This window comes from Ensifer soli, assembly GCF_041928815.1.
Taxonomy (GTDB): Bacteria; Pseudomonadota; Alphaproteobacteria; order Rhizobiales; family Rhizobiaceae; genus JBHFEI01.
Genome location: NZ_JBHFEI010000010.1, coordinates 95,191 through 112,787 on the forward strand (window position 1 = coordinate 95,191; position 17,597 = coordinate 112,787).

Here is a 17,597-nt window from a genome sequence, read left to right on the forward strand (position 1 = left end):
AGGTTTTGTCAGGCGCTTCCGATCGAGGCCACCGCACCGATGCCGCGGGATTGCCAGCGACGGGGCTCTGCCCCTAGACTCCATGCCCATCGCAACCGAGCAGCCGGACCCTGACGTGATGACCGACAGCCCGTATTTCTCCGACGTCGGAGGCCTGCCGCCGCAGACGCAGACGCTTTCCAGCAAGGCGGTGTTCACCACCGCCTATGCGGTGATCCCGAAATCGGTGATGAGCGACATCGTCACCAGCGTGCTGCCGCACTGGTCGGGCACCCGCGCCTGGATCCTCTCGCGTCCGCTGAGCGGCTTCGCCGAGACCTTCTCGCAATATATCGTCGAGGTGAAGCCCGGCGGCGGCAGCGTTAGGCCCGAGCCCGACCGCCGCGCCGAGGCGGCGATCTTCGTCGTCGAGGGGGAGGGCAGCCTGACCCACGAGGGTGTGGCCCACGCCCTGAGGCCCGGCTCGTTCGCCTACCTGCCGGCGGGCGCCGCCTGGAGCTTTGCCAATGACGGCACTGTGCCGATCCGATTCCACTGGGTGCGCAAGGCCTTCAAGGTGGTCGAAGGTCTCGATCCGCCGCCGGCCGTCTTCACCCACGAGAGCGACTGCGCCTTCGACGCGATGCCGGGAACGGACGGGCGCTGGGGCACGACGCGCTTCCTCGATGCCGACGACGTGCGCTACGACATGCACCTCAACATCGTCAGCTTCGAGCCTGGCGCCTCCATTCCCTTCATGGAGACGCATATCATGGAGCACGGGCTCTACGTGCTGGAAGGCAAGGCGGTCTACCGGCTGAACCGCGACTGGGTCGAGGTCGAGGCGGGGGACTATATGTGGCTGCGCTCCTATTGCCCGCAGGCCTGCTATGCCGGCGGCCCCGGGCGGTTCCGCTACCTCCTCTACAAGGACGTCAACCGCCATCCGGATCTCTGACCGGCGGCCTCATGCCCCGGCGGTCAGGTCGTCGAGGAAGCCCTGGCACCAGGCCGCGACGTCATGGGCGAGCAGGTGGTCCATCATGGCGCGCCAGCGTTCCTTCCGTTCCGCAAGCGGCATGGACAGCGCCTTCGCCAGCGCGTTTGCCGTCCCTTCGGTGTCGTAGGGATTGACGAGCAGGGCGCCCTTCAGCTCGCGCGCTGCCCCGGCGAAGCGCGACAGCACCAGCACGCCGGGCTTTTCCGGATCCTGCGCGGCGACATATTCCTTGGCGACGAGGTTCATGCCGTCGCGCAGCGGCGTGACGTAGCCGACGCTCGCCAGACGGTAGAGGCCGGCAAGCAGGTTGCGGCCGATCGAGCGGTTGATGTAGCGGATCGGCACCCAGTCGACCGTGCCGATGGCGCCGTTGATCCGGCCCGCCTGTTCCGCCACCATCTTCTGCATCTGCTCGTATTCCGGCACTTCCGAGCGTGACTTCGGCGTCACCTGCAGGAAGGTCACCTTGTTCTGGTAGCCGGGATTGGTGACGACGAAGCGCTCGAAGGCCTCGAGGCGCTGGGTGATGCCCTTCGAATAGTCGAGCCGGTCGACACCGATGATCAGGTCGCGGCCCTCGACGCTCTGCTGCGCCTTGCGCACCATGCTGCTCGCCATGGCCTTGCCCGCGAAGGCGGCGAAGGCGGCCGTCTCGATGCTGATCGGATAGGCGGCGGCCCGGAACATGCGTCCGTGCGAGCGGAAGCGGCCGGGGCCGACCTCGTCACCGATCTCCTCGCGCCGGAGGTAGCCGGCGAAGTTCTGCAGGTCGTAGTCGGTCTGGAAGCCGACGAGGTCGCAATAGGCAAGGCCGCGCACGATCTCCTGATGCGCCGGCATCATCACGACGAGATCGGCGGGCGGCCAGGGAATGTGCAGGAAGAAGCCGATCCGGTTGCTGAAGCCCATCTGCCGGAGTTCGGCGGCAAGCGGGATCAGGTGGTAGTCGTGGATCCAGATCACGTCGTCGGGCTTAATCAGCGGCGCGAGGCGATGGGCGAAGAAACGGTTGACGCGGAAATAGCCGGCCATTTCCTTGCGGCCATATTCGGCGAGGTCCATGCGGTAGTGGCAGAGCGGCCAGAGCACGCGGTTGGCGAAGCCGTGATAGTATTCCTCGACGTCGGTGGCCGTCAGGTCGGTGAGCGCATAGGTGATGGCATCGCGCTCCTCGATCGCCAGCGGCCCCGGCTCGGCCTCGGCGCTGGTCTTGCCCGACCACCCCATCCAGATGCCGCCGCGCTCCTTGAGGGCCGCCTGCAGGGCGACCGCGAGGCCGCCCGCCGGCGGCGATCCATCTTTGGCGGGAAGCGGAACGCGGTTGGAGACGACGATCAGGCGACCCATGACAGAGCCCTTTCATAATTTTGCCGGAACAGCCCGGATGCTCTCGACCGCGGACCTGCCGCGGCCATATTGCTGGACATTGCCCTCTTCAAACGCCCGGCCCCGCTCGTCCGTTGCATCGCGGCAGACATCCCGGTCGGCGCGCCCGGCATTTCCATCGGCGGGGACGTGCTTTCCGCGCGGAAGGCCAGCCCCCGGCGCGATGAAGTGCCCCCGCCTCGGCGTCGGACACTGCCCCTGAAAACAGACGGCGAGAGCATGTCGGGTGGTCCAGCCTCACCGGAAATGCCCTGCGCTGTGGTGACACTCGCATCCTGGGAGCCATAGCATGATGTGGCGATCTTAATGAACCCGGTGATTTTGGCAGCGATTTTGTCGCAGCGCGTGGCGACCCGTCACCGCTGCCTGAGCTTGGCGAGGAAACTCCGAATGCCCCAGCGGGCCTTGCAAGCGATGCGATCGCAAGCATGCGGGTACGTGCGATGCCGGCACGGTGGAATGACCGGTTCGCCGCCCTGTTCGAGGATGGTGTCATGCAGGCTGCCTGCCTCTGTCTGGCCGGCATGCCCCTGACGAGGGCGCAGGCAGGGGCATGCCGTTCTGCCGGCCAGGTCCGGGTGGACGCGGACCGGAAGGCCGGACACGTCGACGGCTGCTTGGATCCCGCTGCCTGATCCGCGCGGGAGCGAGCGGGAGCCTGAGCCTGCCCACTCCCTTTCTCGTCGGCCGCCGCCGGCCCGAGGCTGCGCGCGGAGGATTGTCGCATCGATCGCAAGCCATTTCAGGTTCGGATCAATGGCCGTGGCTCCAAGACCCTGGTTGGACACAGCCTGTCCGGTCCGACGACAGGAACATCGCGTCACCGTCCGAGAAGGCCCGATCGATCCTCCGGCAGATCGCGCCCGCGCGCATTCTACCGGGCCAGCCATGGCACGGCATCAATAGACCGGTGCCCATCACCGAGCCCGGACGTCGGTCTCGAATCTGACGCGCCGCCAAAACGGAATCCCGGATCCCCGAAGTGATTCTTCAGCCCAAAGCGTATCGCGATCTTTCAGATTCGCTCGTACGCTTTAGTCTTTGTTTTTGCGCGTGTCTTTTCGCAAAGCCGCTGCACACCTTTGCGGGACACGCTTTAGCGACCTTTGAGGGTGCGCATCACATCGGGAGATCGGCTGCCACGTTCGGCTGCCATGAACTCCCTAAATGTCACGCGTTTTGCGGCAACGGCGTCGGCTGTGCGTTTGCGGAACACCCGTGGCGTGTTCGCGGCGGAGACGTTGAGTATAGGGGAAATATCCTGGATTACGCCAGACGGTGCACGACGTTCGATGCGAGCGGCACAGGCGGCGACCTGACTTTGGCGTATGGCGGAATCTTTGGCGATGACCATTTGAAAATTGTCGTCGCCCGACTGTGTCGGCACACCGCATCCGCCGATCGCAAGGCTGACGAGGGCCATGGCCGTCATGGTTTTAGAGCATTTCCAGCCGAAGCGTGATCCCTTCGGCATCGGAGAATGCGACAAAAAGAAGGATTCAGAGCATTTCCCGTGATTGCGAATGCACACCGCGTATAGGCCCGGTTCGGGCCTATACGCGCTCTTTGTAAGCAGACGCTTTTATGCCACGTCGCTGGCATAGATTCGTGCCAGGCCGGTATGGATATGCGCCAGTATCTCCTGCGAGCGGATCGAAAGATGCCCGGCGACGAGCGCGGCGGCAGCCTCGGCGTCGCGGGCGCGGACGGCGGAGAGGATCAGCGCGTGCTCACCGAGCGAGGCATCGCGGCGCGCGGGTTCTTCGAGGTTGATGTAGCGGACGAAGCGGATGCGCGCATTGATGTTGGCGAGATAGCGCAGCCGCTCGGCATTGCCCGCGAGCCCCGCCAGCCGGATATGGAAGGTCTCGTCGGCATTGACCAGTTCGTCGAGCGTGCTGTCGGCCTGTCGTTCCGCGCTCGCCCGCCAGTCGGCCGCGATCGCGTCGACGGCGTCGGGGTCGGCCACCGCGCAGGCCCGGCGCACGGCGGAGACCTCGAGATCGGCGCGCACCGCATAAAGTTCGGCGATCTCGGTGGCGCTCAGCCTGCGGCAGAAGAAGCCGCGTCCGGGCTCCATGACGACGAGGCCGTCGGCGATCAGCCGGTTCAGGGCTTCGCGCACCGGTGCCCGGCTCATGCCGAGAAAGGCCGCAAGCTCCACCTCGTTGATCCGCTCGCCGGGCCGGTAGCCGAAGCGCACGGTCCGCTCGCGGATGTGCTGGTAGGCACGGTCCACCGTGTTTTCCGGCACCGCCACCGTCCTCTCGCCCGCCTTCGCCACGCCGGCTCCTTCCTGATGTTCCGCCGTCGATAGCATGGCGCCTTGACGCGCACAAGAAATCGGGTCAATCATTCGTCAGCGCTGTCGACAGTACGGTCGGCAGAGAAAAGGCGGATCCATCCGGAGGGACGAACGATGAGCGAGACGATCAGGGCGATGCAGGAGCGGCTGCTGTCGAAGCGGGCGAAGACGCTGCTTCACCATCCGCAGGGTATGGGCAACTACTTCACCTTCAAGACGGCGATCGACATTCTCGGGCTGAACTGGGACGACGTCGCCCCGGGCGGCGTCTACAACGTCACCGGCGCCGGCTACTACGACATGGGCTACATGGCCAACCATATCGGTCCGTCCAGGGCGGCGCTCGACGCCTTCCTCAAGGCCTCGACCCATGAGAAGCTCGCGATCTATCCGCCGGACTGCTTGCCGGAACTGAAGACACTGGTGGCGGAGAAGAAGTTCGGCCGCAGCCTCGGTGCCGATTTCGAGGTCATGGGCGTCGAGGGCGCGCAGGGCGGTATCGGCTATACCTACATGACCTTCCTCGACGAAGGCGACGAGGTGATCGCCACCGATCCCGGCTATTTCCACTTCGTCCCCGCCGCCGAGGCCTGCGGCGCCAAGGTCGTGCCGATCGAGCTGAACGAGGGCAACGGCTACCGGCTGCAGCCGGCCGAGGTCGAGGCGAAGATCACCGAGCGCACCAAGATGATCGTCGTCTGCGACCCGATCAACCCGTTCGGCACGGTTCAGACGAGGGAGGAACTTCTGGCGCTCGCCGAGATCGCCCGCCGCCACGGTCTCGTCATCTTCAACAACATCACCCACAACACCCACCGGACCGATGCGTCGGCGCAACAGATTCCGATGGCCTCGCTGCATTCGGCCGAGACGCCGATGGACCACGTCATCTCGGTCAGCGGCATGTCGAAGGGCTATGGCATGCCGGCGATCCGCGTCGGCTTCATGGCAGGCCACCCGGGCCTCCTGCGCGGCGCCTTCCTCACCAAGATGGAGATCACCAAGATCCACATCAACTATCCCGGCCAGTATGCGGCGCTCGCCGCCATGCAGGACACGGACTACCTCGCCGCGAGCACAGAAACGATCCGGCGCAACTACGCCCATATCGAGGAGACCGTCGCCGCGACGCCGGGCGTCGCCATTCCGGTGAAGCCGTCCTACGGTTTCTGCATGATGATCGATGTCGCCGGCACCGGCGTGACGGCGCAGGAGATCACGGTTGGCCTGTTGAAGCACAAGGTCGCCGCCATTCCGGGCGACGGGCTCGGCGACGTCAAGGCGGCCGACTATCTCCGCCTCAACTATTCGCATCCGGACATCGCCTGCTTCGAGGCGTTCCGGAAAGCGCTGCCGCTGGCGATCGCCGAGGCGCAGGCCGGCGACTATATCGAGCCGGTCGCCGCCTTCTTCGAGAAGATCGGCACGGCGCGCGGTCGTCAGATCATCGAAAAGCTGAAGGCCCGCCGCGCCACGCCGGCGGTCCTCGACGCGGCCGAATAGTCGAGAACGGACGCCATCCGCGAAACCGGGTGGCGTCCCGTCGCCGCCGGCGTCATGCTGCGCCTTCCTGAACGAGGAGGCAAGGCGCATGAGACGGCCGGGATCGATGAAGGCGCTGGAGGCACTCGGCCGCGTCCGGCTGTCAGAAAATTTCTTCTTCCGCGATTTCCTCCATTCGGAGATCGCCGACTTCTATCGTATCCCCAACCTGCCCGACGATCCCGACCTGGCGATCGCCGCCGGGCGAAAACTCTGCGAAGACCTGCTGGAGCCGCTGCAGGCCTCGTTCGGGCGCCTGCACATCCGCTCCGCCTATCGCAACGCCGCCGTCAATGATTTCGGCAACCGCAACAGGCTCAACTGCGCCTCGAATGCGGCCAGCGCCGCCGACCACATCTGGGACCGGCGCGACGCGGACGGCCATATGGGCGCGACGGCCTGCGTCGTGGTGCCGCTCACCCATGACCGGCATCCGGAGGACGGCGGCTGGCAGGGGCTCGCCTGGTGGATCCACGATCACCTGCCCTATGGTTCGCTCTGCTTCTTCCCGAAGCTCTGGGCGGTCAACATAAGGTGGCAGGAGGCGCCGGAGCGGCTGATCCGCTCCTATGCCGCGCCGCGCGGTATCCTTACCCGTCCGGGCATGGACAACCATGCGGGCGATCATTCCGCCCTCTATCCGGGTTTTCCGGCGTTTCAGGGCGCGATGCTCATCCGGTAGCGCACATGCCCGTCTGAGGGGACAAAGCTATCATAGAGGGCGCGGGCCCGTTCGTTGGCCTCGTTCGTGTGCCAGTAGAGCCGCGACCAGCCCTTCTCGCGGCAGATCGCGACGAGGTCGTCGAGAAGCGCCCGACCGACGCCGTGGCCGCGGCTTTGCGCGTCGACGAAGAGGTCTTCCAGATAGCAGTCCGGCGTCGCGACCCAGGTCGAATCGTGATGGTGGTGGATGGCGAAGCCGACGAGCCGCCCGTCGACCTCGGCGACGCGCATGGTCATGCGCTCCGCGGGGTCGAGGATGCGCGCCCAGGTCGCGGCCGTCACGGCCGGGTCGAGGTCGACGGCGTAGAAGGCGAGATAGCCGTTCCACAGCGCCAGCCATTCCCCATGGTCCGTCGCACGGGGGTCGCGGATGGCGACGCTCATTCGCTGGCGTCCGAGAGCATGCGGATCATCTCGTCGGACAGCGCCAGCCGCGCGGCCTTGGTCAGCGCCGTCAGCTGTTCCGGCGTCGTCGCGCTGGCGATCGGCGCGGTGACGCCCTTGCGCGCCATCAGCCAGGCGAGCGCGATCGTCGCCGGCGTGCTGCCGGTGGCGTCGGCGACGGCATCGAGCGCGCCGAGGATGCGCATGCCGCGCCCGTCGAGATACTTCGCCGCCGCCTGGCCCCGCGTCTTGCCCTCGATGTCCTTATGCGAGCGGTACTTGCCGGTGAGGAAGCCGGAGGCGAGGCTGTAATAGGTGATGACGCCGATCTCCTCCGAAAGGCAGAGATTGCGCAAGGGGCCGTCGAAGCCGTCGCGGTCGTAGAGATTGTATTCGGGCTGCAGCACGTCGTAGCGCGGCAGGCCCGTCGCGGCCGAGACGTCGAGGGCGGCACGAAGCTGCGCCGAATCGAGGTTCGAAGCGCCGATGGCACGCACCTTGCCCGCCTTCAGCAGGCGGTCATAGGCGCCGAGCGTCTCCTCGTAGGGCGTTCCGGCATCCGGCCAGTGGGAGAGATAGAGGTCGACATGGTCGGTCTGAAGCCGCGTCAGCGAGGCCTCGACCGCCTCGGCGATCCAGCGCGCCGAAAGGCCCTTGCGGTTGTCCCCGAGATCCGAGCCGACCTTGGTGACGATCACCACCCGGTCGCGATCGATCTTCGAGCGTTTCATCCATTCGCCGATGATCGTCTCCGACTCGCCGCCGGCATTGCCCGGCGCCCAGGCGGAATAGACATCCGCCGTGTCGATGGCGTTGAAGCCGGCATCGACGAACTGGTCGAGCAGGGCGAAGGACGTCGCCTTGTCGGCGGTCCAGCCGAAGACGTTGCCGCCGAAGACGAGAGGCGCGATGGCGAGGCCGGTGCGGCCGAGACTGCGGTTCTGCATGGAAAGATCCCCGTGAAGGCTGACGGTGCGGCCGATCCTCGCCGCCGCCGGCGACGGCCGGATGACAGACATAGACCCGTCCGGCCCGAAGCGAAAGCCCGCAAGGCCCGGTAGGAGCCCGCGCCGCTTGCCGGCCGGCCCGGCCGATCCTATGGTGCGCCGTCATTGCCAGGAGGAGAGGCTCATGCTGCGTTTCGGTATTCTGTCGACGGCCAAGATCGGCCGCGAACTCGTCATTCCCGCGATCCAGGACGCCGAGACCTGCGTGGTGACCGCGATCGCCAGCCGCGACGCTGCCCGCGCCCGCGAGGTCGCCGACCGCTTCTCCGTGCCGCATGCCTTCGGTTCCTACGAGGAGATGCTCGCCTCCGACACGATCGACGCGGTCTATATCCCGCTGCCGACCTCGCAGCATGTCGAATGGGCGATCAAGGCGGCGGATGCCGGCAAGCATGTGCTCGTCGAAAAGCCGCTCGGCCTGCATGCCGACGAGATCGCGCCGGTGATCGCCGCGCGCGACCGCAACAAGGTGATCGTCTCCGAGGCCTTCATGGTCACCTACAGCCCCGTCTGGCGCAAGGTGCGCGCGCTCCTCCAGGAAGGCGCGATCGGCCGGCTGCGCCACGTGCAGGGCGCCTTCACCTATTTCAACCGCGACCCCGGCAACATGCGCAACATCCCGTCGCTCGGCGGCGGCGGCCTGCCGGACATTGGCGTCTATCCAACGATCTCAACCCGCTTCGTCACCGGCAAGGAGCCGCTGCGCGTCCAGGCGACGACCGAGCGCGACCCGGTCTTCGGCACGGACATCTATTCGAGCGTGCGCTCGGACTTCGGCGATTTCGAGCTCAGCTTCTACATCGCCACCCAGCTCGCGGCGCGACAGGTGATGGTCTTCCACGGCACCGAGGGCTATATCGAGGTGAAATCGCCATTCAACGCCAACCGCTATGGCGCGGAGGAACTGGAACTCACCAACCAGAGCCACGGCGAGTCACGCTTCTTCCGCTACCAGGATTGCCGGCAGTACCGGCTTCAGGTCGAGGCCTTCGCACGCGCCGCTGCCGGCGAGGACGAGGAACTGGTGACGCTCGAAAGCTCGGTCAACAACCAGAAGCACATCGACGCGATCTATCGCGCCAGCGAGAAGGACGGCTGGGAACCGGTCTGACGCGTCACACGGCCCGCTGCCGCCGGCGCGCAACCGCGGCCGCGCCGGCGATGCCGGCGAAGACGCCGGCATTGAAGCCGGCAAGCGCCGTCAACAGTCCCCCGGGCGGTGCGTCTGCGCCCGGCACCAGCACTGCCGCGATATAGGCGGCGAGAAGGCCGCCGATCGTGACGAGAAAAGCGCGCGCTGTGCCGATCCGGGCGGCGGTGAGGGCAAGCAGGAAGCCGGCGGCGGCGATCGTCATGGGCTGTCTCACTCTCCTCGGCGATGTTCGGCAACGCATGACGGGGCCGAAGGTTCCGCGTCATGCGTTGCCGTCCTTCCGTCGGATCCCGGAGATCACACGAAGGCGACGATCCCGTCCGCCGTCGTGCCGGTGGAAAGCACCCGGACGACGCGGATCGGCAGCAGGCTGCCCGCGGGAACCTCGAGGGTGACGGACTGGCCGGAGAGCATGCGCACGGCAAGCGCGCCGCCGAGCCCGACATAGACGGCGCGGCTCGGTTCCTCGAGGTCGGCGCCGTCGTCCGGCGTCACGGCGAAGCCATGGGTCGCCGGATCGGCAAGCGTGGGGACGTGATGGGCGAAGCGGTCGGTCATCGGCATGTCCTTTCCTGGTGGATGAACCCGCAGGCAGGATACGCCGCCGGCCGCCGCCGGGGATGACGGGGACGGCGAAAGCCTGTTGACGGTGCGCGGCCCCTGCTGGCCTTTGCCGGCGCGGCGGCGCAGAATTCACCCATGAGCAGCCTTCTTCCCTCCGATTCGCCCTCGAATCTCGCGGAATATTCCGTCTCCGAACTGTCGGGCTCGATCAAGCGGACGGTCGAGCAAGCCTTCGACCAGGTGCGCGTGCGCGGCGAGATCTCCGGCTATCGCGGGCCGCATTCCTCGGGCCATGCCTATTTCTCGCTGAAGGACGAACGGGCCCGCATCGATGCGGTGATCTGGAAGGGCACGATGGGACGGCTGCGCTTCCGCCCGGAGGAGGGCATGGAGGTGATCGCCACCGGCAAGGTGACGACCTTCCCCGGTTCGTCGAAGTACCAGATCGTCATCGAGCAGATGGAGCCGGCCGGCCAGGGCGCGCTGATGGCGCTTCTGGAGGAGCGCAAGCGGCGCTTCGCCGCCGAGGGCCTGTTCGATCCGGCGCGCAAGCGGCCCATCCCGCACATGCCCGGCGTCATCGGCGTCGTCACCTCGCCGACGGGCGCCGTCATCCGCGATATCCTGCACCGCATCCGCGACCGCTTCCCCGTGCATGTCGTCGTCTGGCCGGTGCGGGTGCAGGGCGAGGGATCGGGCACGGAGGTCGCCGCCGCGATCGAGGGCTTCAATGCGCTTCTCCAAGGCGGCCCGGTCGCGCGGCCGGACGTGCTGATCGTCGCGCGCGGCGGCGGCAGCCTGGAGGACCTCTGGGGCTTCAACGACGAGGCGGTGGTGCGCGCCGCCGCCGCGTCGACGATCCCGCTGATCTCCGCCGTCGGCCACGAGACCGACTGGACGCTGATCGACCATGCCGCCGACCTGCGCGCGCCGACGCCGACCGGGGCCGCCGAAATGGCCGTGCCCGTGCGCGCCGACCTCGAAGCGGCGCTCGCCGGACTTTCCGCCCGCCTGTCCGCCGCCGTCCGCCGCCAGGCGGAGCAGCGCCGGCAGGCCCTGCGCGCCGTCGCCCGGGCGCTGCCCTCGCTCGACCAGCTGCTTGCCCTGCCGCGCCGGCGGCTGGACGAGGCGACCGCGCGCCTCGGACGGGGGCTGGAGATGAACACGGGCAACAAGCGCCGCAGCTTCGAGCGCGCGGCATCGGACCTGCGCCCCGAACGGCTGGCCGCCGCCTTCTCCGAGCGCCGCCGGAGGCTCTCCGAACGGATGGCCGTCGCCGCGCGTCTCGTCGACCGGATGGTGACGACGCGCCGTTCGCGGCTTCTTGCGGCCTCCGTCGCATTGCGCGGCGCAGACGACCGCCTGTCCGGGCGGATCGACCGGGGGCGCGACCGGCTCGACGGTCTTCACGCGCGCGGCGCCCGCGCGCTCGCCGCCGGGCTTGCCGGCCGGCGCGCGGGTCTCGAAGCACAGGCGCGCATGCTCGGCTCGCTGTCCTACCGGGCCGTGCTGAAGCGCGGCTATGCGCTGGTGCGCGATGCGGCGGGCGTCCCCGTGCCGGCCGCAGCCGGCGTCGGCGAAGGCATGGCGGTGTCTATCGAGTTCACCGACGGTCGCGTCGGCGCGACGATCGGAGCGCGGCAGGCAGGGATCGAGGCTGCCGTCGATCAGGCGGGCGACGAGGCGGCACCCTCGCCGCGCAGGCGCGGGAGCCGGGCAAGGCCGGCGGGGGGACCCGAACAGGGCAGCCTCTTTTGACGCGGGCGTGCCGGACGCGTCCCGCAACGCGCGTATTTCCGGTGAAAACCCGATCGATCGAGAGGCGTCCCGCATATGTCTTCAATCCGGTGTCCGAGATCAGGGCGATCCCGCCCCGGCTGGAGATGCCCTGTCCTTTTGTTTCTGCCGCATCGTCCGACGCCGAAGCGATCCCACGTCGGCTGAAGATGCTTTAGGTTTTTTCGCCGATGCGCGTCCTGATCGTCCTTGCCCATCCGCTTGCCGGCAGCTTCGCCGCCGCCGTCGCCGCGACGCTCGAAGAGGGTCTCGTCGCGTCGGGCCATGCGGTGGACCGCCTCGACCTCTATGCCGAGGATTTCGACCCTCGGCTGACATCGGCGGAACGGGCGGGCTATTTCGACACGCCCTACGATCATTCAGGGGTCGAGGCGATGGTGGCGCGCCTCAGGGCGGCCGACGCGCTCTTCCTCGTCTTCCCGCAATGGTGGTTCAACCTGCCGGCGATCCTCAAGGGCTATGTCGACCGCGTCTTCGTGCCCGGCGTCGCCTTCGACCATGACACGGCCGGCGGGAGGATCGTGCCGCGCCTGAGCAATATCCGCCATCTCTGGGTCTTCACCACGACGGGATCGCCCTGGTGGGTCGTCCACCTCTACATGGGAAATCCGGTGCGCAGGCTGCTGAAACGCGGCATCGGCGCTTTCTGCGCGCCGAAGCTCGATTTCCGCATGCTGACGCTTCACGACATGGATCGCGCCGATGCCGCGCGGCGGGCCGCCCATCTTGAAAAGGTGCGCAAGGCCGCGGCCCGCCTCTGACGCATTTCGAGCCGGAGCGCTCCCGCTTCGGACACTGCGGCAAGAGCAGAAAGGCTTCGGCATTTCGAGCCGGAGCGCGATCGTGTCGATGCCGGACGAGACGGTCACGACAGGACAGGGAGCATTTCAGGTGATTTCGCTTTCACCGGAAATGCTCCGGCGTCCGTCAGGCCCATTCGCCCTTGCGCATCACCGGCGTGCGGCTGCCGTCGGCGGCGATGCCGTCGATGTCGACCTTGTCGGAGCCGATCATCCAGTCGATGTGGATCAGGCTCGCATTGCCGCCCTGGGCGGCGATCTGTTCCGGCGTCAGCGAGGCGCCGTCGAGGAAGCACTTCGAGTAGCACTGGCCGAGCGCGATGTGGCAGGAGGCGTTCTCGTCGAAGAGCGTGTTGAAGAACAGGATGCCGCTCTTCGAGATCGGCGAGGAATGGGGCACCAGCGCCACCTCGCCGAGGCGGCGCGCGCCCTCGTCGGTGTCGAGCACCTTGTTCAGCACTTGCTCGCCCTTGGATGCCTTTGCCTCGACGATGCGGCCGCCCTCGAAGCGCACGCTGATCTCGTCGATCAGCGTGCCCTGGTGCGACAGCGGCTTGGTGCTTGACACATGGCCCTCGACGCGCAGCGCATGCGGCGTGGTGAAGACCTCCTCGGTCGGGATGTTGGGATTGCAGGTGATGCCGTTCTTCGCCGTCGAGGCGCCACCGTGCCACTCATGGCCGTCGGCGAGGCCGACCGTCAGGTCCGTGCCGGGGCCGGTGAAATGCAGCGCCGCGAAACGCTCGCCGTTCAGCCAGGCCGAGCGACGGGCAAGGCCCGCATTGTGCGCCTCCCAGGCCGCGACCGGATCGGCGACGTCGACGCGCGAGGCTGCGAAGATCGCGTTGGCGAGCTTTTCCACCGCCACCGGCTCCGGGTCGTCCGGGAACACCTGCCGCGCCCAGGCCGGGTTCGGGAAGGAGACGATGTTCCAGTTGATGTCGAAGTTGGAGATCTTCTCCAGCGCCGGCTTGTAGGCGATCGAATTGGCCTTGTTGGCGCGCGCGACCCTGGCCGGGTCTTCCGCCGCCAGCATCATCGGATTGTCGCCGGAGATCGCCAGCCGGGCCGCACCGCCGGCATAGGCCTTCGCCATGCCCTCGTAGAGCCAGCCGGAGGCGCGGTCGAAGCTTTCGTCCGGCGCATGGCGATAGCGCGCGAGCGTCGTCTCCTCGTCGCTGTAGAAGGTGGTGACGAGGCCGGCGCCGGCGAGATAGGCGTGCCGCGTGATCTCGCGCACCAGCGGCAGCGCCGCGATCGGCGCGGTGATGACGAGGTCCTGGCCGCGCTCGAGCCTGAGGCCCACCCTGATCGCGACTTCGGCGAGCCGCTCCAGCTTGACGGGATCGATCGGAAGGGTGGCGGGATGGGAATGGAGGGTCATCGTCTGTCCTCGCGGCGTTTGTCTCGGCGTTTCCCCACATCTAGTGCAAGGGCGCGGATCGAGAAAGGGTGGGCGGGGATTTTCACGCACCGGGCCGATGTCTAAAAGCCGGGCCGATGTCTAAAATATGAACGAACTCTTTAACCCGACTGCAATCGGCGACCGATACTCTCGGGGCAACGGTGGACGAAGCGGGGTCCGGGCGGCAACATCATGCCGGCGACCCCTCCCTGAGGCATCCGGACCAGGCACGCCGTGGGCGCTGCCCTCCCGGTTTGCCGCTTCGCAGCATGATGCGCCCACCGCGTCGTCCGAAATGATTTCGGCTTCCTTCCACCGACCATGCCTTGTTCAGCCGGCATGGCGGACCGTGGGCGCGGGGCGTTTCCAAGCGACGTCCCGCGCCCCGGCGTCCGTCGTAGCATCGCAGGCTTGACACCGCCTTCCGCCGCGCGTTCTCCTTGACCCCGGTCAAGGGCGGAGGCGAGGATGGTCACGGAAACCGTCAGGACATCGTGGTTTTCACGGCTGAAAAGCGGCCTCGTCGGCCTCCTCGTCGGGCCGCTTCTTCTCGTCGCCATGGTCTGGCTGCTCTCGTGGAACGAGGGGCGCTCCGTCGCGGTCTACCGTGCGCTCGCCGAAGGCGCGAGCCTCGTCACCGATGTCGGTGCCGAAGCTGTCGATCCCGCGAACGAGGGGCGCCTCGTCCATGTCTCCGGCCGGGTGACGCCGGGTTCCGTTCCGGCGGACCCGATGTTCGGTGTCGGCGCCGAGGGTGCGGTCGGCCTGTCGCGCCACGTCGAGATGTTCCAGTGGGTGGAGGACAGCCGCAGCGAGACGCGCACGACCCTCGGCGGCGGCGAGGAAACGGTCACCACCTATTCCTACCGGCGCGACTGGCGCTCGGGCGCGGTCGATTCCTCCGGCTTCCGCCAGGCGGGCCACGACAATCCGGCCTTTCCCGTGGAAAGCGCGCGCTTCACGGTGCCGCGGGCCGCCGTCGGTGCCTTTTCGGTGGACGGTGCGGTGCTCGCCGCCGAGGCCGCGCCGCAGCCCGCCACCCTGCCCGGCGACATCGAGGCGCGCGGGCGCGCGCTCTTCGGCGGTCGGCAGGCGATCCGCGACGCCGGCACGCTGGTGATCGCTTCCCGCAGCCTCGCGAGCCCTGCGATCGGCGATCTGCGCATCGGCTTCACCCGGCTCGACATCGCCGAGGCGAGCCTTGTCGGCGCGCAGCAGGGCGATGCGATCACCGCCTATCGTGCCTCGAACGGGCGTGCGCTGCTGCTCGCCGAAAACGGGCGGGTGCCGGCGGAGGCGATGTTCGCCACCGCGCGTGCGGAAAACCGGCTGGTCACCTGGCTGGTGCGCCTGGGCGGCGTGTTCGGCCTGTTCCTCGCCTTCGCCATGGCGCTCTCCATCCTCGGCATCGCCGCCGACGTCGTGCCCTTTCTCGGCGGCATCGTCCGCTTCGGCACGTCGGTTCTCGCGCTGGTCCTGGCGCTCGTCGTCGGCGGGGTCGTGATCGCGCTCGCCTGGATCGCCTACCGGCCGCTATTGGCGCTCGGCATCCTCGCCGCGGCGCTTGCCGCCGCCGCCCTCGTCGCGGCGCTGCGCCGCCGGAAGGCCGCGCCCGCGCCGGTCACCTTCGGCCGCCCATGACCATCCTCGACATCCTCGACTATGCCGGCGTCGCTGTCTTTGCCGCGACCGGGGCGCTTGCCGCCTCGCGCAAGCAGCTCGACATCATCGGCTACCTCTTCCTCGCGACCGTCACGGGCGTGGGCGGCGGCACGCTGCGCGATCTCGTCCTGTCGGCGGGGCCGGTGTTCTGGGTGAAGAACCCGATCTATCTGCTCGTCTGCTCGGCGGTCGCGGTCGTCGTTTTCTTCCTCGCGCCCCGGGCGCAGTCGCGCTACCGCTGGCTGGTCTGGCTCGATGCGGTCGGCCTTTCCGCCTATTGCGTCATGGGGGCGGCGAAGGGACTGGCGGCGACCGGATCGGCCTCCGTCGCGATCGTCACCGGCGTGCTGACCGCGACCTTCGGCGGCATCCTCCGCGATCTTCTCGCCCACGAACCCTCGGTGCTGCTGCGGCCGGAGGTCTATGTGACGGCGGCGCTCGCCGGCGCCGGCGTCTTCGTCGCTACACTCTGGATCGGCCTGCCGATGCCGGCCGCCTCGGTCGCGGGCCTGCTGACGGCCTTTGCCGTGCGCGGCGGCGCCCTCGTCTTCGGCTGGACGCTGCCGACGGGAAAGTCGGCGCCCGGACGCCATCCCGACGATGTGATGTAGATTGAAGCCGAAGGCGTGCGTGCTCAGGCCCGCTTCGGGCGTAGCCGGATGATCACGTCGACATGGGCGATTTCCATGCCCTCCGGCGGTTCCGGCAGGTTGTCGATCGCGATGTTGTTCACCGGGATGTCGAGCACCTCGTTGCGGCCCTCGATGAAGAAGTGGTGGTGGTCGGAGACGTTGGTGTCGAAATAGGTGCGCGCGCTCTCGACGGCGAGAACGCGGATCATGCCGGCCTCGGTGAACTGGTGCAGCGTGTTGTAGACGGTCGCGAGCGACACCGGCACGCCGGCCTCGACCGCCTCCTCGTGCAGTTCCTCGACCGTAAGATGCCGGTCGCCCTTGGCGAAGATCAGGCCGGCAAGCGCCACGCGCTGGCGCGTCGGGCGCAGGCCAGACCGGCGCAGCCGCTCCTCGGCACGTGTCTCGCTCTCATGCATCATCGGCATCGGACCCGTTTGAAACCTGTTTGCCCGGCAAGCATTGTACAGGAAGATTGGATTACCGATATAACTTTTGCCGTCCATTCTTTCAATAGCCGGCCGGATTGCCGTCGACGGCACGAAAATTAACGTTCCCGGCGGTTCGGGAGCGGATTTATGACTGGCCCATGACAGCCCGATCCTGTATGCGACCGCGCAACAGGCCACCGCAGCCTCGGCGCTCGGCCGGGTGGCGCGCTTCAATTCGAGGCGTGTTTGCGCTAAAGCGAAACCGATGACAGAGGACTGGGGATTTCTTCGATCATGACGGGCAGACAATCGAGCTTCACCTACGAAGAGATCCTTAAGTGCGGCCGGGGCGAGCTTTTCGGTCCGGGCAACGCGCAGCTTCCGCTTCCGCCGATGCTGATGTTCAACCGGATCACCGAAATCTCCGAGACGGGTGGCCCGAACGACAAGGGGTTCGCGCGCGCCGAATTCGACATCACGCCGGATCTCTGGTTCTTCCCCTGCCATTTCCACGGCGATCCGGTGATGCCGGGCTGCCTCGGCCTCGACGCGCTCTGGCAGCTGACCGGCTTCTTCCTCGGCTGGCTCGGCGAGCCCGGCAAGGGCCGGGCGCTCTCGACCGGCGAGGTGAAGTTCACCGGCATGGTCACGCCTGAGACGAAACTCGTGGAATACGGTGTCGATTTCAAGCGCGTCGTGCGCGGCCGCCTCGTCCTCGGCATCGCCGACGGCTGGATGAAGGCCGACGGCGAGACCATCTACAAGGCGACCGACCTCAGGGTCGGGCTGTTCCAGCAAAAGGCCGCCTGAGCGTTCCGCCCGGCGGT

18 protein-coding genes and 1 pseudogene are annotated in these 17,597 nt (G+C 67.5%); 9 read left to right on the forward strand and 10 right to left on the reverse strand.

Annotation, left to right across the window (positions count from 1 at the left end; all coding sequences use genetic code 11):
* Window positions 1-118: 118 nt before the first annotated feature.
* On the forward strand, window positions 119-937 hold the full coding sequence (locus tag ACEVQ6_RS16155) for a bifunctional allantoicase/(S)-ureidoglycine aminohydrolase (RefSeq protein ID WP_374890055.1): 819 nt from the start codon (window positions 119-121) through the stop codon (window positions 935-937).
* Window positions 938-946: 9 nt separating this feature from the next.
* On the opposite strand, the gene otsA is transcribed toward ACEVQ6_RS16155, so the two are convergent.
* The 4 genes and pseudogenes from otsA to ACEVQ6_RS16175 all read right to left on the reverse strand — a co-directional run bounded on the left by otsA (window position 947) and on the right by ACEVQ6_RS16175 (window position 4,649).
* A complete protein-coding gene (otsA, locus tag ACEVQ6_RS16160; RefSeq protein ID WP_374890056.1) occupies window positions 947-2,326 on the reverse strand; it encodes an alpha,alpha-trehalose-phosphate synthase (UDP-forming) in 1,380 nt (459 codons plus the stop codon).
* A gap of 276 nt (window positions 2,327-2,602) precedes the next feature.
* Window positions 2,603-3,284, reverse strand: a pseudogene (locus ACEVQ6_RS16165) (IS5/IS1182 family transposase); the annotation flags it as partial.
* Between the two features lie 177 nt (window positions 3,285-3,461).
* Window positions 3,462-3,797 (reverse strand): hypothetical protein, encoded by a 336-nt coding sequence (locus ACEVQ6_RS16170; RefSeq protein WP_374890057.1) that lies wholly within the window; start codon window positions 3,795-3,797, stop codon window positions 3,462-3,464.
* A 150-nt stretch (window positions 3,798-3,947) separates the two neighbouring features.
* The gene (locus ACEVQ6_RS16175; RefSeq protein ID WP_374890058.1) at window positions 3,948-4,649 is read right to left on the reverse strand and encodes a GntR family transcriptional regulator; all 702 of its coding nucleotides are present in this window, start codon (window positions 4,647-4,649) and stop codon (window positions 3,948-3,950) included.
* Window positions 4,650-4,784: 135 nt separating this feature from the next.
* Here ACEVQ6_RS16175 and ACEVQ6_RS16180 point away from each other — a divergent pair, with 135 nt between their 5' ends.
* The gene (locus ACEVQ6_RS16180) at window positions 4,785-6,173 is read left to right on the forward strand and encodes a pyridoxal phosphate-dependent aminotransferase (RefSeq protein ID WP_374890059.1); all 1,389 of its coding nucleotides are present in this window, start codon (window positions 4,785-4,787) and stop codon (window positions 6,171-6,173) included.
* Window positions 6,174-6,261: 88 nt separating this feature from the next.
* Window positions 6,262-6,894 carry a hypothetical protein gene (locus tag ACEVQ6_RS16185; protein WP_374890060.1) on the forward strand — a complete coding sequence of 211 codons (633 nt, stop codon included), beginning with the start codon at window positions 6,262-6,264 and terminating at the stop codon, window positions 6,892-6,894.
* On the opposite strand, the gene ACEVQ6_RS16190 is transcribed toward ACEVQ6_RS16185, so the two are convergent.
* Window positions 6,870-7,319 carry a GNAT family N-acetyltransferase gene (locus tag ACEVQ6_RS16190; protein WP_374890061.1) on the reverse strand — a complete coding sequence of 150 codons (450 nt, stop codon included), beginning with the start codon at window positions 7,317-7,319 and terminating at the stop codon, window positions 6,870-6,872. The two genes, ACEVQ6_RS16185 and ACEVQ6_RS16190, sit on opposite strands and share 25 nt — an antisense overlap.
* Complete coding sequence (locus ACEVQ6_RS16195; protein WP_374890062.1) at window positions 7,316-8,266, reverse strand: aldo/keto reductase; 951 nt, start codon at window positions 8,264-8,266, stop codon at window positions 7,316-7,318. The genes ACEVQ6_RS16190 and ACEVQ6_RS16195 overlap by 4 nt, the downstream gene beginning before the upstream one ends.
* A gap of 184 nt (window positions 8,267-8,450) precedes the next feature.
* Between ACEVQ6_RS16195 and ACEVQ6_RS16200 the strand changes: the two genes are divergently transcribed.
* Entirely contained in the window at window positions 8,451-9,437 is a 987-nt protein-coding gene (locus tag ACEVQ6_RS16200; RefSeq protein ID WP_374890063.1) for a Gfo/Idh/MocA family protein, read from the forward strand.
* 4 nt (window positions 9,438-9,441) lie between these two features.
* Here the strand turns inward: ACEVQ6_RS16200 and ACEVQ6_RS16205 are convergent, their stop codons facing one another.
* Both ACEVQ6_RS16205 and ACEVQ6_RS16210 read right to left on the reverse strand, forming a co-directional pair.
* Window positions 9,442-9,681, reverse strand: a complete 240-nt coding sequence (locus tag ACEVQ6_RS16205; RefSeq protein WP_374890064.1) for a hypothetical protein — start codon at window positions 9,679-9,681, stop codon at window positions 9,442-9,444.
* A gap of 95 nt (window positions 9,682-9,776) precedes the next feature.
* Window positions 9,777-10,043: a spike base protein, RCAP_Rcc01079 family gene (locus tag ACEVQ6_RS16210; protein WP_374890065.1), complete on the reverse strand. Its 267-nt coding sequence runs from the start codon at window positions 10,041-10,043 to the stop codon at window positions 9,777-9,779.
* A gap of 135 nt (window positions 10,044-10,178) precedes the next feature.
* On the opposite strand from ACEVQ6_RS16210, the gene xseA reads away from it, so the two are divergent.
* Both xseA and ACEVQ6_RS16220 read left to right on the forward strand, forming a co-directional pair.
* Complete coding sequence (xseA, locus tag ACEVQ6_RS16215; protein WP_374890066.1) at window positions 10,179-11,801, forward strand: exodeoxyribonuclease VII large subunit; 1,623 nt, start codon at window positions 10,179-10,181, stop codon at window positions 11,799-11,801.
* Between the two features lie 209 nt (window positions 11,802-12,010).
* The gene (locus ACEVQ6_RS16220) at window positions 12,011-12,601 is read left to right on the forward strand and encodes an NAD(P)H-dependent oxidoreductase (protein ID WP_374890067.1); all 591 of its coding nucleotides are present in this window, start codon (window positions 12,011-12,013) and stop codon (window positions 12,599-12,601) included.
* Window positions 12,602-12,767: 166 nt separating this feature from the next.
* On the opposite strand, the gene ACEVQ6_RS16225 is transcribed toward ACEVQ6_RS16220, so the two are convergent.
* Window positions 12,768-14,024 (reverse strand): aminopeptidase, encoded by a 1,257-nt coding sequence (locus tag ACEVQ6_RS16225; RefSeq protein WP_374890068.1) that lies wholly within the window; start codon window positions 14,022-14,024, stop codon window positions 12,768-12,770.
* Window positions 14,025-14,513: 489 nt separating this feature from the next.
* On the opposite strand from ACEVQ6_RS16225, the gene ACEVQ6_RS16230 reads away from it, so the two are divergent.
* Window positions 14,514-15,686, forward strand: coding sequence for a TMEM43 family protein (locus ACEVQ6_RS16230; protein WP_374890069.1), 1,173 nt, complete (start codon window positions 14,514-14,516; stop codon window positions 15,684-15,686).
* On the forward strand, window positions 15,683-16,318 hold the full coding sequence (locus ACEVQ6_RS16235; protein WP_374890070.1) for a trimeric intracellular cation channel family protein: 636 nt from the start codon (window positions 15,683-15,685) through the stop codon (window positions 16,316-16,318). Before ACEVQ6_RS16230 ends, ACEVQ6_RS16235 begins: the two co-directional genes overlap by 4 nt.
* A 23-nt stretch (window positions 16,319-16,341) precedes the next feature.
* Here ACEVQ6_RS16235 and irrA read toward each other — a convergent pair whose 3' ends face one another.
* Entirely contained in the window at window positions 16,342-16,761 is a 420-nt protein-coding gene (irrA, locus tag ACEVQ6_RS16240) for an iron response transcriptional regulator IrrA (protein WP_374890071.1), read from the reverse strand.
* Between the two features lie 303 nt (window positions 16,762-17,064).
* On the opposite strand from irrA, the gene fabA reads away from it, so the two are divergent.
* On the forward strand, window positions 17,065-17,580 hold the full coding sequence (fabA, locus tag ACEVQ6_RS16245; protein ID WP_374890072.1) for a 3-hydroxyacyl-[acyl-carrier-protein] dehydratase FabA: 516 nt from the start codon (window positions 17,065-17,067) through the stop codon (window positions 17,578-17,580).
* Window positions 17,581-17,597 lie beyond the last annotated feature (17 nt).

What these genes read in the sequence shown, in the direction of transcription:
- ACEVQ6_RS16155 (WP_374890055.1), top strand. Translation starts at nt 119, where the DNA reads ATGACCGACAGCCCGTATTTCTCCGACGTCGGAGGCCTGCCGCCGCAG.
- otsA (WP_374890056.1), bottom strand. Translation starts at nt 2,326, where the DNA reads ATGGGTCGCCTGATCGTCGTCTCCAACCGCGTTCCGCTTCCCGCCAAA.
- ACEVQ6_RS16170 (WP_374890057.1), bottom strand. Translation starts at nt 3,797, where the DNA reads ATGACGGCCATGGCCCTCGTCAGCCTTGCGATCGGCGGATGCGGTGTG.
- ACEVQ6_RS16180 (WP_374890059.1), top strand. Translation starts at nt 4,785, where the DNA reads ATGAGCGAGACGATCAGGGCGATGCAGGAGCGGCTGCTGTCGAAGCGG.
- ACEVQ6_RS16185 (WP_374890060.1), top strand. Translation starts at nt 6,262, where the DNA reads ATGAGACGGCCGGGATCGATGAAGGCGCTGGAGGCACTCGGCCGCGTC.
- ACEVQ6_RS16190 (WP_374890061.1), bottom strand. Translation starts at nt 7,319, where the DNA reads ATGAGCGTCGCCATCCGCGACCCCCGTGCGACGGACCATGGGGAATGG.
- ACEVQ6_RS16195 (WP_374890062.1), bottom strand. Translation starts at nt 8,266, where the DNA reads ATGCAGAACCGCAGTCTCGGCCGCACCGGCCTCGCCATCGCGCCTCTC.
- ACEVQ6_RS16200 (WP_374890063.1), top strand. Translation starts at nt 8,451, where the DNA reads ATGCTGCGTTTCGGTATTCTGTCGACGGCCAAGATCGGCCGCGAACTC.
- ACEVQ6_RS16205 (WP_374890064.1), bottom strand. Translation starts at nt 9,681, where the DNA reads ATGACGATCGCCGCCGCCGGCTTCCTGCTTGCCCTCACCGCCGCCCGG.
- ACEVQ6_RS16210 (WP_374890065.1), bottom strand. Translation starts at nt 10,043, where the DNA reads ATGCCGATGACCGACCGCTTCGCCCATCACGTCCCCACGCTTGCCGAT.
- xseA (WP_374890066.1), top strand. Translation starts at nt 10,179, where the DNA reads ATGAGCAGCCTTCTTCCCTCCGATTCGCCCTCGAATCTCGCGGAATAT.
- ACEVQ6_RS16220 (WP_374890067.1), top strand. Translation starts at nt 12,011, where the DNA reads ATGCGCGTCCTGATCGTCCTTGCCCATCCGCTTGCCGGCAGCTTCGCC.
- ACEVQ6_RS16225 (WP_374890068.1), bottom strand. Translation starts at nt 14,024, where the DNA reads ATGACCCTCCATTCCCATCCCGCCACCCTTCCGATCGATCCCGTCAAG.
- ACEVQ6_RS16230 (WP_374890069.1), top strand. Translation starts at nt 14,514, where the DNA reads ATGGTCACGGAAACCGTCAGGACATCGTGGTTTTCACGGCTGAAAAGC.
- ACEVQ6_RS16235 (WP_374890070.1), top strand. Translation starts at nt 15,683, where the DNA reads ATGACCATCCTCGACATCCTCGACTATGCCGGCGTCGCTGTCTTTGCC.
- irrA (WP_374890071.1), bottom strand. Translation starts at nt 16,761, where the DNA reads ATGATGCATGAGAGCGAGACACGTGCCGAGGAGCGGCTGCGCCGGTCT.
- fabA (WP_374890072.1), top strand. Translation starts at nt 17,065, where the DNA reads ATGACGGGCAGACAATCGAGCTTCACCTACGAAGAGATCCTTAAGTGC.